Annotated in this window: 11 protein-coding genes; 3 read left to right on the forward strand and 8 right to left on the reverse strand. The window is 37.5% G+C overall.

Annotated features, from left to right (window positions below; genetic code table 11):
- Positions 1–85 precede the first annotated feature (85 nt).
- The 5 genes from HHL23_RS06900 to HHL23_RS06920 form a co-directional block, all read right to left on the reverse strand.
- The gene (locus HHL23_RS06900) at positions 86–970 is read right to left on the reverse strand and encodes an LpxL/LpxP family acyltransferase (protein WP_169234081.1); all 885 of its coding nucleotides are present in this window, start codon (positions 968–970) and stop codon (positions 86–88) included.
- Between the two features lie 120 nt (positions 971–1090).
- Positions 1091–1345 carry an acyl carrier protein gene (locus tag HHL23_RS06905; protein ID WP_034701488.1) on the reverse strand — a complete coding sequence of 85 codons (255 nt, stop codon included), beginning with the start codon at positions 1343–1345 and terminating at the stop codon, positions 1091–1093.
- 4 nt (positions 1346–1349) lie between these two features.
- Positions 1350–2570 (reverse strand): beta-ketoacyl-[acyl-carrier-protein] synthase family protein, encoded by a 1221-nt coding sequence (locus tag HHL23_RS06910; RefSeq protein ID WP_169234082.1) that lies wholly within the window; start codon positions 2568–2570, stop codon positions 1350–1352.
- A 102-nt stretch (positions 2571–2672) separates the two neighbouring features.
- Positions 2673–3404, reverse strand: coding sequence for a 3-oxoacyl-ACP reductase FabG (gene fabG / locus HHL23_RS06915; RefSeq protein WP_169234083.1), 732 nt, complete (start codon positions 3402–3404; stop codon positions 2673–2675).
- Between the two features lie 71 nt (positions 3405–3475).
- Positions 3476–4996 (reverse strand): HAL/PAL/TAL family ammonia-lyase, encoded by a 1521-nt coding sequence (locus HHL23_RS06920; RefSeq protein WP_185194858.1) that lies wholly within the window; start codon positions 4994–4996, stop codon positions 3476–3478.
- Positions 4997–5093: 97 nt separating this feature from the next.
- On the opposite strand from HHL23_RS06920, the gene HHL23_RS06925 reads away from it, so the two are divergent.
- Positions 5094–6350 (forward strand): NAD(P)/FAD-dependent oxidoreductase, encoded by a 1257-nt coding sequence (locus HHL23_RS06925; protein ID WP_169234085.1) that lies wholly within the window; start codon positions 5094–5096, stop codon positions 6348–6350.
- Between the two features lie 34 nt (positions 6351–6384).
- On the opposite strand, the gene HHL23_RS06930 is transcribed toward HHL23_RS06925, so the two are convergent.
- The 3 genes from HHL23_RS06930 to HHL23_RS22730 form a co-directional block, all read right to left on the reverse strand.
- Positions 6385–6990, reverse strand: a complete 606-nt coding sequence (locus HHL23_RS06930; protein WP_169234086.1) for a hypothetical protein — start codon at positions 6988–6990, stop codon at positions 6385–6387.
- Positions 6991–7082: 92 nt separating this feature from the next.
- Positions 7083–8375: a phenylacetate--CoA ligase family protein gene (locus tag HHL23_RS06935; RefSeq protein ID WP_169234087.1), complete on the reverse strand. Its 1293-nt coding sequence runs from the start codon at positions 8373–8375 to the stop codon at positions 7083–7085.
- An 88-nt stretch (positions 8376–8463) separates the two neighbouring features.
- Entirely contained in the window at positions 8464–10152 is a 1689-nt protein-coding gene (locus HHL23_RS22730; RefSeq protein WP_169234088.1) for a M23 family metallopeptidase, read from the reverse strand.
- Between the two features lie 345 nt (positions 10153–10497).
- On the opposite strand from HHL23_RS22730, the gene ileS reads away from it, so the two are divergent.
- Both ileS and HHL23_RS06950 read left to right on the forward strand, forming a co-directional pair.
- The gene (gene ileS / locus HHL23_RS06945; protein ID WP_169234089.1) at positions 10498–13887 is read left to right on the forward strand and encodes an isoleucine--tRNA ligase; all 3390 of its coding nucleotides are present in this window, start codon (positions 10498–10500) and stop codon (positions 13885–13887) included.
- Positions 13888–13946: 59 nt separating this feature from the next.
- The gene (locus HHL23_RS06950; RefSeq protein WP_066754506.1) at positions 13947–14327 is read left to right on the forward strand and encodes a TraR/DksA family transcriptional regulator; all 381 of its coding nucleotides are present in this window, start codon (positions 13947–13949) and stop codon (positions 14325–14327) included.
- Positions 14328–14399: the final 72 nt, after the last annotated feature.

Genomic DNA, 14399 nt, shown 5'->3' on the forward strand with positions numbered 1-14399 from the left:
AGATAAAGATTTGAAATGTCTAATTTCTGAATTTATTTAATGATTTGAGTTTATTGATTAGTTTTCAGGGATAAAATTAGAAAAATTAATCAATATCATCCCAAAAATCGAAATAATTGAACCATTGAAGGGGATATTTTCTGATCATTGATTCCAGGTTCTCTACATAAGAATTGAGAAGTCCCTGAGAATCACGGTTTTTAATATTTTTTGCGACCCTTGCATATAAGTGATAATGAAGATTTTTTTCTTTCATCACATACACATATACCACGGGAACGCCGAGACGTGAAGCGATCAGAAACGGGCCGGCAGGAAATTTAGCACTTTTCCCCAGCAAATCGGCTTCGAGATATTTTGAGCCCTCGAAATAACGGTCTCCTGTAAAGCAGATCAGTTCATTATTCGATAAAGCCTGATTGATCTCGAAAATATGTGACATATCCTCTTTGACATAGATGAATTTGATGTTACTCTGCTTTACGGCAACGCTTTCCAGATATTCTTTAATGACCGTCACTTCCTGATCTGTAGTGACGAGATTGATCTGGCAGTCGAAATCGATATCAGCAAAGAAATGTTCGGCAATTTCAAAATTCCCGATGTGGGCACTAATGAGAACCCCTCCTTTTTTTTCAGTCAAAAGATTCTTAAGATTTTCTACCCCATCAAATTCGTAGGTGTATTTTTCTCTTAAACCTGCAGAGATAGCTGTTTTATCAATCAAAACCTTTCCAAAGGTAAAATAGCTTTTGAATATACTGATTTTTGATTTCCAGTATCCGTAATCAAGTCTTTTTTGAAAATAATAGGAGATGTAGCGGTTGCTTTTTTTTAGAAATAAAAAATAGTAGGAAGCCACGAAATAGAGCACAACATATGAACTCCGGATGCCGATATTTCTAATACACCAGACGAATATTTTATATCCTGCGATGGTTCCTTTAGATTTACCTTTCCACTTGTTCATACCTACAGTTTACCAATTTATCAATATACCAGTGTAACAATATTTCGGCTGAAGTTATTGTTACACTGGTACATTGCTTTATTGTTACATTATTAAAAAGAATAAATATTCAATCGATAGTTATGCGTTTTTTGCAGCAATTTTATTTTCAATAGTTGTATAGAAATCATCAAATGTGACCATTTGTTTAAAATCTGCCTCTCCTAATTTCACTCCAAAATTAGATTCGATAACAACTACCATATCAATATAATCCAGACTGTCCAGCCCAAGCGTTTTTTTCAGGTTGGCGTCATTACTGATCTCATCGCCATCTACCTCGAATTCGTTTACTAAGAAATCATTAACGATGTCAACAATTTTTTCCCTTTCCATGTTTTTAATCAAATTTTTTAACTATTAATGCGGAGTTGGTTCCCCCAAATCCGAAAGAATTTGACAAAAATACGTCAATTTTTTGATTTTTCGTTTTTGAGACCAAATTTATCCTTTTCGCCTCATCGTCAGGGTTTTCCAAATTGATATTGGGGGCAACGAAATCATTCTGCATCATCAGAATTGAGTAGACTACTTCACTTGCTCCCGCCATCCAGCATTCATGACCGGTCATAGACTTGGTAGAACTTACCGGAATTTCACTTCCGAAAATCTCATAAATCGCTTTGGCTTCATTGGCATCCCCAATCGGTGTAGATGTCGCATGAGCATTGATATAGTCGATATCTTCCACTTTTAATCCAGACTGTTTCAAAGCTCTCTGCATAGCCAGAGCCGGACCGTCCACATTCGGTGTTGAAATATGTCCCCCGTTTGAAGAGAAACCGTAGCCTACAATCTCTGCAAGAATGGTTGCTCCTCTTCTCTGCGCAGATTCTAAACTTTCTACCACAAGACTCGCCGCTCCTCCGCTTGGGATTAATCCATCTCTGCCGGAATCAAAAGGCCTTGACGCTTTTGTGGGTTCATCTTCTCGTACGGAGAAAACTCCCAGCCCGTCAAAACTTGCCATTGAATATTTATTGGTTTCCTGAGCACCACCACAAATGATCATATCCTGAAAACCATTACTGATCATCATATAAGCAAGTCCTAAAGAATGTGAGCCGCTGGCACATGCTGCACTAATGGTCAGATTGATGCCTTTCAATTTAAAAATCGTTGAAAGGTTCATTGTTACTGTAGAATTCATTGATTTAAAGATCGCTCCCGACCCCATCAATGTGGTATCTTTCTTTTCTCTGGCAATGTCGATAGATTCTACCACTGCCTGAGAAACACTGTCGTTTCCGTATAGAATCCCTACTTCATGGCTGTCCAGGAAATCCTGGTCTATCCCTGCCTGCTTCAGTGCATCACTGGTCGCAAGGTAAGCATATTCGCTTTCCTCGCCCATGCTTACACGCTGGCGTCTGTTAAGTAGATTCTTAAGATCCGGCTTCGGTACTACACCCGTAAGGCCCGACCTGAATCCGAATTCTTTTCTTTCCTGTACTAAAGCAATACCGGACTTTCCTTGATATAGGGATTCCCTGACCTCTTCCAAAGAGGTTCCGATGCAAGAATAAATTCCCATTCCGGTAATTACAACCCTATTTTCCATGAGTTCTATTAATTTAACAATGTATCAGTTTAACAATGTAACAATCTAATTGAGGTCACAGCACTATTGTTACACTGGTACATTGCTATATTGTTACATTATTTATGAGTAGATTCCTCCGTTGATGTTCACAATTTCCCCGGTAATATAGGATGCTTTTCTGGATGCTAAAAACGCGACCAGATCCGCAACTTCTTCCGCTTCTCCAAATCTGTTGGCCGGGATCATCGCTTTAAGCTCATCTTCGTTAAAGTCCTGGGTCATATCTGTTCTGATAAATCCGGGAGCCACTGCATTTACCGTAATATTTCTCTTGGCAACTTCTTGTGCCAGAGCTTTTGTAGCCCCAACCAAAGCTCCTTTTGCAGCAGAATAATTGGTTTGTCCTGCTGTTCCTTTTACTCCGGAAACAGAAACCATATTGATGATTCTTCCGTATTTATTGCGCAAAAGTTTCTGGATAAAGAAGTTGGTTACATTGAAAAAGCCATTCAGGCTGGTATTGATGACACTATTCCAATCCTCACTCTGCATCCACATGAATAATCCGTCTCTTGTGATCCCGGCGTTGTTGACGATCACCTCAACTATTGCATCAGGATTGTTATCCTGCCATTGCGTCAAAACATTAAGGCTTTCTTCGGCACTGGCTACATCAAATTTCAGGATCTCTCCTGTAGCACCCAGTTCCTGTACTTTAGCCAAAGTTTCTTTTGCTGCCACTTCGTTTGAAGCGTAGTTGATGAGTATATGGTAATTTTTTTCCTCCGCCAGTTTTATACAGACCGCTCTTCCAATTCCCCTGGAGCCGCCTGTGACAATTGCACATTTCATGTGTTAGTGTTTAGTTTTTTTTAGTTAAATTTTTAATCCCTATAGGTATGACAATTCATTACCGCTGATAATTACATTGTCTTTAAATATTTTTTCACTTCCTCAAGATACGGATACATCACCATATCGTTTGAGAAAGCAGGAATGATTTTTCTTATATCATCATACAATTCTTTGGTAGAAGACGAAACTTTATCCTGAAAACCAAGATATTCCACAGCCTGAATAATCGTAATGGCTTCTATCGCCAATACTTCAAAAGCATTCTCGATGACCTTTCTGCAGATTACTGCTGCATTGGTTCCCATACTTACAATATCCTGATTATCATTATTATTAGGTATACTGTGTACATACATGGGATTTGAAAGCATCTGGCTTTCTGCCGTTGTAGATGTTGCTGTAAACTGAACGCCCTGCATCCCGAAATTGAAGCCTAATTTACCTAAATTTACAAAAGGTGGCAAAATTTCGTTGATCTTTGCATTTAAAAGGTAGTTCAACTGTCTTTCAGCAAGCATGGTAAGCTTGGTAACCACGATCTTTAATTTGTCCATTTCCAGCGAAATATAATCTCCATGGAAATTTCCGCCATGGTATACGTGCTTATCTTCAACATTGATGATCGGGTTATCATTCGCTGAATTGATCTCATTTTCAAGGACCTTTTCAGTATATTCCAAAGTATCTAAAACAGGACCTAAAATCTGTGGAACACATCGTAAAGAATAATATTCCTGAACTTTTTCCTTAAATACTTTTTCCTGTTCTTCAAAGTGCGTATAAAGATGGTCTTCTCTTTTTCTGATCAGTTTACTATCTGCCAAATGCGTACGCATTCTTTCTGCTACTTTCTGCTGGCCGTAATGTTTTTTCGTGCCGTTCAAAGCTGCTGAAAGGTGATCATCATAAGCCTGAACAATCTCATTGATGGCGCATGAAAGTCTGATCGAAATATCTGTTAACTGATTCGCTTTATAGGCATTAACAATTCCTATTCCGGACATCACGGAAGTTCCGTTCATCAAAGCAAGTCCTTCACGGATCTCTACTTTGATAGGTTCTAATCCTTCTGTTTCAAAAACATCTTTTGTCAGTTTTCTTTCGCCTTTATAAAAAACTTCTCCTTCTCCTATTAAAACCAAAGCAAGGTGTGCTAGCTGTACTAAATCTCCACTTGCTCCTACGCCTCCGTGTTCGAATATCAATGGTGTAATATCTCTGTTGATCAATTCTTTAAGTAAATGAACAACAGACTGGTGAACACCTGAATTCCCCAGTGAAAGTGTGTTGAGTCTTGCCAGCATACAGGCTTTTACTTCCTGAGCAGGCAATGGATTTCCGATTCCTGAAGAATGGCTTCTGATCAGATTGTACTGAAGCTGGTGCGTATCTTCATCACTGATTTTAAACTGAGCCATTGGCCCAAAACCGGTATTCACACCATATATTACTTTGTTTTTTGAAAATTCCTTTAAAAACTGAAAACTTGTTTCCACTCTGTCTAAAAGTGATTCGTCCAGTTCAATTTTTTCATTCTCAATGATAATTTTTTGAAAATCCTTCAGTTCTAAAAAGTTATTTATTTTCATCAATTAAAAGTAATAGTTGCTAATTTTGTAAAATATTAATTAATTGTCACTAATTTTGCGGCAAAGATAGAAGTTATTATTAAAATAAAAAATCAAGATGGGCAAAGAATTTGTTGATGTTCTCGTAATCGGGGCTGGGCCTTCCGGATGCGTATCTTCTTCATACTTAAAGAAGAACAATATCAACGTAAAAGTTGTTGAAAAGACAAAATTTCCAAGGCTGGTTGTTGGTGAAAGCTTAATTCCCAGAGTAATGGATCATTTTGACGAGGCCGGACTTTTTCCTGCTTTAGATAAAATGGGCTTTGAAAAAAAGCTGGGAGCCCGTTTTTTAAGAGGCAATGAAGTTTGCATTTTTGATTTTAGTGACAAGTTCGGGGAAGGCTGGGACTGGACCTGGCAGGTTCCGAGAGCTGATTTTGATGATACTCTGGCCCAGGAAGTGATCAAAAAAGGCATTGACCTGGAATTCGAGACCGAAGTTATTGATATCCAATTCAATGGAACAGACTCTATCACTACGGTAAAAACCAAGGACGGCGAAACAAAAGAGATTCATTCGAAATTTGTCATAGATTCAAGTGGCTATGGAAGAGTACTGCCACGACTTCTTGATCTTGAAAAGCCTTCAAAACTGTCTCCCCATTCTGCTATTTTTGCCCACGTAGAAGATATTAACAGGGAAGAAGGCGAGGAAGGAACTTTGATTTCTTTTGATATTATTGAAACGGAGGTCTGGCTTTGGGTTATTCCTTTTTCTAATGGAAATACGAGTATAGGAATTGTAGGACCTACGGAATATATTGATCAGCTGTCTGAAAATGGTGATCCCGCAGAAGCTTTAAGAAAAGCGATTTCTCTTTCTGATTATTATGTAAAACGTTTTGGAAATGTAGATTTCCTTTTTGAGCCAAGACATCTGAAAGATTATTCATGTTCGGTGAAGCAACTATTTGGAGAAGGATATGCCCTTACGGGAAATGCGTCTGAATTCCTTGATCCGGTTTTCTCATCGGGAATGGCCTTTGCCACGGAATCTGGGATGCTTGCCGCGAAACTGGCTTTAAGACAGCTTAATGGCGAGAAAATCGACTGGCAGAAAGAGTATGCAGATTATATCCTTTATGGTGTAGATGTTTTCACGACCTATGTAAAAGAATGGTACACGGGAAATCTTCAGGAACTTTTCTTCCACAGACCTGAAAATGAAGATGTCAAGAGAAAAATCTGTGCTGTACTCGCAGGATATGTCTGGAATAAAGACAATCCTTTTGTGAGAAAGCATGATACAGCTATTAAAAACCTTGCGAATCTTATTAAGCTTGAAAGACAGCAGCAGCAAGAACAATCATAAAAAAACGGTCTGAACATTCAGACCGTTTTTTGTTTTATTTAACCGCTTTTTTGATTTCTGTGCCTAGCTTCTTTCCTGTGATTTCATATGCTGCAGCAATTCTGCCATATTCCCATGAAAAATCTTTATTCATCTTTTTCCCCTGAATTTTATCAGCCTGTAATCTCATTACGACTTTCGAAGGATTATCAGTTTCTACAAAGGTAAGATCTGAAGTTAATTTCGCTTCCTGTGATCCTATCATTCCACCGTACCATCCTGCATAGATCCATTTTGCATCAATGATTAAGGTATATTTTGCTTTGACATCATTTTTAAATGTTATTTTTTTTGATTTGCTGTTGATACCTTTAAAGAAATACCCTATATATTCTTCAGTTTTAAATTTCTCCCACTGAAAAATCCAGTTTTTCCAAACGGCTTCATTTTTTTTAGCGATAATATCTTTTTCTCTGTTTTCAAGGTACTGTGCTTCGGTAAAATTTTTCTCCTGATACACAGCATTATCAAATTTAAGCTGAACATTCACTTCAGTCTGATCCTTTAAGAAATCAAAATTCCCTGATTCGAAATTAATTTGATTCTGAGCAAAAGATGTTGTTGCAATTGCCATAAACAATAGCAAAAATAATTTTTTCATGATTTATAATTTTCTAAAATTTAAGTTTTCAAATATATCATTAAAAAGCAATTCTCCTAGACTGCCCTTTTATTTTTCTTTGTAGTGAGAAGTTATCTCAAATCTATAAACGTAATCGGTTTTCTGCTATTGGGATTAAAAACAGTTTTGGACAAAATATCAAAATCTACGATTTCAATTTTAGGACTTACCCTCAGTTTGGCGCGGAAGTGGTCCCGGACTTCATTCATGAAGGTTTCATGATCCTGCTCTGTGCTTAATCTGATGATAATTTCGTCCAACCCGATTTCATTAGACTGAATAACGATCTGATAGCATAAAATAGTATTGAAATCATTTAAAATATCGTTCATAGCAGGCGGATACAGCGTAGTTCCTTTGTATTTGATCATTTGCTGTTTCCGGCCAACAACCGGTCCCAGCCTCATGGTATTTCTGCCGCAGCCACATGGTTCGTGATGCGCTTTTACAATATCTCCTGTTTTGAAACGAAGCAAAGGAATTGCCTCAACCCCTAAAGTCGTGATTGTCAGCTCACCATTTTCTCCTTCTTCAACTGGATTTTCGTTATCATCCAAAATTTCCGTGATAATCAGTTCCGGATGATGATGTCCTCCGATCTGAAATTCACATTCCGTGAACGCTGTGCTCATTTCTGTGGAAGCGTAGGTTGAGAATAATTTAATATCCCATTTTTCTTTGATTTTCTGCGAAAGAATATTGTCCGTAAAATCCTGGTTTTTGATACTCTCACCGATGCATACCGCTCCATAAACACTGGAATTTTTATAATCTACTCCATGTTTTTCAGCATAATCGATCATTTTCAAAAGGAAAGAAGGAACTGTGATCAGATATTTGGGTTTGTATCTGAAGATAGAATCCCATTGCAACTCCGGAACACCAGGCCCCATCCTTACCACACTGGCGCCCATTTTTCTCAATCCCAGAAAGTAAGCCAGACCTGCCATAAATCTTTTGTCGATCGTAGTGACCATCTGTACAACATCTCCTTTCCGGATTCCTGCACAAACAAAGGAAATTGCTTCATTGTAGGCCAATCTTTCAAGATCACTATCAGAGAGTCCGAAAGTTACCGGATCTCCCAAGGTTCCTGAAGTGGTGCTGTAGTCTACAATTTTATCCGGTGAAATACAGAAAAAATCGTCGTTATGCTGCTGCAGATCATTCTTTGAGGTAGTAGGGATTTTCTGCAGATCTTCCAGAGTTTGGATATCAGTAATATGGATATTGTTTTCTTTAAACAATTTCTGGTAAAAAGGTGAATTGTTTTCAAGATAAACCACAAGTTCCCGAAGCTTATGTTCCTGAAACTTTTTGATATCCTGAAGGTCTGATTTTTCGATAGCCGGATAGAATTCCAATGATGTTGATTTTAAGGAACAAATTTATTTAATTAAAATTAAAAGATTGAATGATTAAAAAATTAAAAAATTCGAGCCCGTAATAATCTTAACGTTGAAAGGTAAATGTTTGTGTATTTGTATTTCCAGCCGTATTGATCGTTGTTACTTTTAAAGTATGCAAACCTGAAGCTTTGGGACATTTTTCATCAAAAATATAGACAAAATCATCTTTCATACGGGCAAAACGAAGCCATTTTCCATCCAGTTCTGCACGGAATGATATGATATCCCCAATTTTAGTTTTTCCACTCAATCTTAAAGTACTGCTGTTGATCAGTGCTCCCTCCTTCCAGCCTGGAGAAACAGACGGCACACTCTGATCCAGCAGAAGTGTTGCAGTGCCTAATCTGTTAAATTCTGACTCCATCCTGTCACCATTCCATTTTCCTTGGACGACATTGGTGTCACTTCCATAATCTAAAAGAACAACCACTTTTCCTTTTTCTTCATTGGTGAGCTTCCGGTTGGGTCTTATTTTTAAAGTATAATAATCATGAACGGGGATATAGGGAGACTGCAAAACAATCGTATTTGAAACTCCATCAGCATTGGTATTTGATTTTTCAGACATTTGAAAATTCACGGCATCATAAACGGCAGCCTTACTGAAATTGATTTCAGCATTTTCTGTAGTGACCGTTTTCCCTTCATTAGCCTTTACCATTTTATTGGTCGGAGAAGTCTGATCTGAAGTTTTATTGAACTTAACTTTTGTTTTCAGTCGGCTTGTATTTCCATTGACATCTTGTAAAACAATTTCAATCGTATGAACATTTTCGTCCTTAAGATTAATAATTCCGTTTAAATCAGGCAGACTGTAATTTTTCAATTTCATTCCCGGCAAAGAAGATAAGTGCTGGATGCTCATTTTATCTTTTATAAACTTAGGATAGTCTATACAGCCATTGATATAACGCGTATCATCATAACTCACTTTATCAATGGAAAAGCTATAAATCACCTGATCATCCATCCGTAATTCTGCATGATAAATCCCAAGATTAAATCCCTGGTTGGCCTTATCCACAGCTTTAATCGCCAAACTGATCTCTGGTGAACTGACCTGAACTATATCAGTGGTGTATGTACTTCCTGTCTTTTTAACAGCAATTCCGTTGGCTCCGGGTTCATAGGTACTGAAACGGCGATCATACCAGTAAAGCCCACTAATAATTGGTGCAATACTATCCGGAATATTAAAACCAAAAAGCAACGGATTGATGCATTCTTCCGTTTTTGTATCTCTTATCTCAAAATGTAAATGCGGTCCGGCTGAACCTCCGGTATTTCCACTTAAAGCAATGAGCTGCCCTTTGGTTACCGGAAACTGTCCGGGAGAGAAAGTGATATCCTGTTCCCATTTTTCGTCTTTATACTGTTTTTCTTTTACAAATTCATCCAGTTTGTCATAATATTTATTGAGATGGGCATACAGCGTGGTATACCCATTCGGATGGGTAATGTACACGGCATTTCCAAAGCCATATCGCTCCACTTTTATCCTGCTTACATAACCATCTGCAGCAGCAAGAACCGACAGATTTTCCTGGCTGTTGGTTCGTAAATCCAATCCCATGTGAAAATGATTGGAACGTACAGCTCCAAAGTTGGCGGCCAGTTGCATCGGAATATTCAGAGGGTTCCGGAAATAATTTTGCGGATAGTTTTTCTGAGCTTTTATTGTGAAAGCATTGATGAATAAAATGATCACTAGAAGTTTGCAAAAAATATTCATGCATTGTTTGGTTTGGGGATTCATTTCAATTTACAACATTTTAAATAATGAAGTGGCAGAATCTTCTATTATTTAGGTTTTGGCTAAAACCAGAGACGAAACCTGTCTTTTTAAAGCGGGTTAAAACCCTCTCCTCTTGAATAAAACCGTCATAAAAACTTGATAAAAACAGTGACAAAAATTGACCCATTCACCACTCACCATTCACTTCTGCCCTCTTTCTTCATTTATATTTCTGAAATTGAACTTTTTAATAGATATAAGCTAAATAAAACATATATTATAAACCGACAAAATTTAGTAAATTTGCAGACTTAATTAATCAACGATATTGAGATATTTACAATGAGCCAATTTAAAGAATACAAAAACCTCAACCTTATTGACATAGCCGAGAATGTTTCGGAGTTTTGGAAACAGAATAAAACGTTCAGTAAAAGTGTTGAGATTCGCGAGGGTAATACCGAGTTTGTTTTTTATGAAGGACCGCCTTCAGCAAACGGTATGCCCGGAATTCACCACGTTATGGCCAGAGCATTAAAGGATATTTTTTGTCGTTACCAGACTCAAAACGGAAAACAGGTTTTCCGTAAGGCGGGTTGGGATACACACGGACTTCCTGTGGAACTGGGCGTAGAAAAAGAATTAGGAATTACTAAAGAGGATATTGGCAAAAAAATCTCTATTGAAGACTACAATAAAGCTTGTCGTGAAGCGGTAATGCTATATACAGACGTATGGAATGACCTTACGGAAAAGATCGGATACTGGGTAGATCTTGAAGATCCGTACATCACGTATAAGTCAAAATATATGGAGACGGTTTGGTGGTTGCTGAAGCAATTGTACAGTAAAGAATTATTGTACAAAGGGTACACCATTCAGCCTTATTCTCCAAAAGCAGGAACAGGACTTTCTTCTGCGGAATTAAATATGCCGGGAACTTATCATGATGTTTCTGATACTACCGTTGTAGCTCAGTTTAAAGTAAAGAAAGAATCTTCTGACTTATTTAGTGATGTTGAAGGAGACGTAAGCATTCTTGCCTGGACGACAACTCCATGGACCTTGCCATCCAACACAGCATTAGCTGTAGGAAGAGATATTGAATATGTATTAGTTAAAACATTCAACCAATATACCTTTGAACCGATAACAATTGTTTTATCGAGAGTTCTTTTGCCGAAAGTTTTCGGTAAGAAATTTGCGGAAGGAACAAATGAAGATTTTGCGGGTTATACGGCAGAAAGCAAAGTGATTCCTTTCAAAGTGGTCAAAGAATTTACCGGAGAAAAATTAGCCGGAACTCAATACGAGCAGCTGATCCCTTGGTTTACACCTGATGATTCCCCTGAAAAAGCTTTCAGAGTAATTTTGGGAGATTTTGTAACGACTGAGGACGGTACTGGTATTGTTCACATCGCTCCTACATTTGGTGCGGATGATGCCCGAGTTGCAAAAGATGCAGGTATTCCTCCCATGTTGGTAAAAGACGGAAATGATAATCTGGTTCCTCTTGTAGACTTACAGGGTAAATTTATCAAAGGAGACAAAGTACCTGAAGTATTTTCAGGAAAATATATCAAAAATGAATATTACGATGACGGAACTGCTCCTGAGAAATCATGGGATGTAGAACTGGCGATCGTTTTAAAAACGGAAAATAAAGCTTTCAAAGTAGAAAAATACGTTCACAGTTACCCACATTGCTGGAGAACTGACAAGCCGGTATTATACTATCCTTTGGATTCATGGTTTGTCAAAATGACCGCTGTAAAAGACAGATTGGTAGATTTAAACAAAGAAATTAACTGGAAACCTAAATCAACGGGAGAAGGACGTTTTGCGAACTGGATTGAAAACGTGAACGACTGGAATCTTTCCCGTTCAAGATATTGGGGAGTTCCTTTACCAATCTGGAGAACTGAAGATCTAAAAGAAGAAAAGATCATCGGATCTGTAGAGGAATTATACAACGAAATAGAGAAATCTATAGAGGCAGGATTCATGAAAGAGAATCCGTTCAAAGGTTTTGTGATCGGAAATATGTCTGAGCAGAACTATGAATTGGTGGATCTTCATAAAAATGTGGTAGACAAAATAATTTTAGTTTCAGATTCAGGAAGTGCAATGAAACGTGAAAGCGACTTAATCGACGTTTGGTTCGATTCAGGGTCGATGCCTTACGCTCAGTTGCATTATCCTTTTGAGAATAAAGAATTAATTGACAACAATAAAGCGTTCCCGGCAGATTTTATCGCGGAAGGGGTTGACCAGACTCGTGGTTGGTTCTACACACTTCACGCAATAGGAACGGCGGTTTTTGATTCAGTTGCCTATAAAAACGTAATGAGTAACGGGCTTGTTTTGGATAAGAACGGTCTAAAAATGTCAAAATCCAAAGGAAATGGAGTTGATCCGTTTGAAACATTAGCCGTTTATGGGCCAGATGCTACCAGATGGTATATGATCTCCAATGCCAATCCTTGGGAAAACCTGAAGTTTGACATCGAAGGTATTGACGAAGTAAGAAGAAAGTTCTTCGGAACCCTTTATAATACGTATTCATTCTTTGCATTGTATGCCAATGTAGATGGATTCAATTACAAAGAAAAAGAAGTAGAAAATCGTCCTGAAATCGACAGATGGATCCTTTCTGAGCTTAATCTTTTAATTAAAGAAGTAAAAGCATTCTACGAAGATTACGAACCGACAAGAGTCGCCAGAGCAATCAGCACATTTGTGAATGATAACCTGAGCAACTGGTACGTAAGATTATGCAGAAGACGTTTCTGGAAAGGGGATTATTCTGATGATAAAATCTCTGCTTACCAGACTTTATATACGTGTCTTGAAACTGTGGCGAAATTATCTGCCCCTATTGCTCCGTTCTTTATGGATCAATTGTATCAGGATCTGAATAAAGTAACAGGAAAAGAAAACTGTGAATCTGTACATTTAACAGATTTCCCTGTGGCAGACGAAAATCTGATCGATCAGGATCTGGTAGAAAAAACGCATTTGGCGCAGAACATTACCAGTATGGTTTTCTCTTTAAGAAAGAAAGAAAATGTAAAAGTTCGCCAGCCGTTACAGAAAGTATTGGTTCCGGTTCTGGATGCTAAAACAGAAGAGCAAATTTTAGCCGTTGCAGATCTGATCAAGCAGGAAGTAAATGTTAAAGAACTTCAGTTGATCAATGCTGAAGAAGCCTCTCATTTAATTGTAAAACAGATCAAACCGAATTTCAAAGCATTAGGTCCTAAATTAGGAAAAGACATGAAAACGGTAGGTGGAGAAATCGCCAATCTGAATACAGAACAGATCGCCAGTCTTGAAAAAGAAGGAAAAATAGATATCCAGGGGTACGAGATCACACTCGATGATGTAGAGATCTCTACAAAAGACATCCCGGGATGGACGGTAACTTCCGACGGAAAAACAACTGTGGCATTAGATTTGACGTTAACAGAAGAATTAAAATCTGAGGGTATCGCAAGGGAATTCATCAACAGAATTCAGAACTTGCGAAAAGAGAAGGACTTTGAACTGACAGACAGAATTAAAATATCCATTGAAGAAAACTCACCATTCCTTGAAGATGTTAGGAAAAATGAGGAATATATTTCATCTGAGGTCTTGTCAAATAAAATAGAAATTGTATCTTCACTTTCAAATTTTAACGAAATCGAAATAGATGAGGTTAATTTTAAGATAAATGTTGAAAAAAATTAACATATAGTTATTGTTTTTTAAATTCCATTTCATAATTTTATTAAAAAAGAGAAAAGAACATGTCAGACGAAAGAGTAAGATATAATGATTCTGATTTACAAGAGTTTAAAGCGATCATTAAAGAAAAAATAGAAAAAGCAGAAAGGGATTTGCAATTGATCAGAGAAAGTTTCATCAACGACCAGAATAATGGTACCGATGATACTTCCCCAACATTCAAAGCATTTGAAGAAGGAGCAGAAACGTTAAGCAAGGAACAAAACTCTATTTTGGCAGGACGCCAGGAAAAATTCGTTCGTGATCTTAAAAATGCTTTGATCAGAATTGAGAATAAAACCTACGGTGTTTGCAGAGTAACAGGAAAGCTGATTCCTAAAGAAAGATTATTGGCTGTTCCTCATGCTACGTTAAGCATTGAAGCGAAAAATATGCAGAAATAAGCCGTAAGGTTTGTAAAAATAATATTGGGTTTATATGGTATTCGTGAATACTTTATAAACCTAATTTTTAAT

Origin of the sequence: Chryseobacterium antibioticum, from assembly GCF_012927325.1 — a bacterium.
Lineage (GTDB): Bacteria > Bacteroidota > Bacteroidia > Flavobacteriales > Weeksellaceae > Chryseobacterium > Chryseobacterium antibioticum.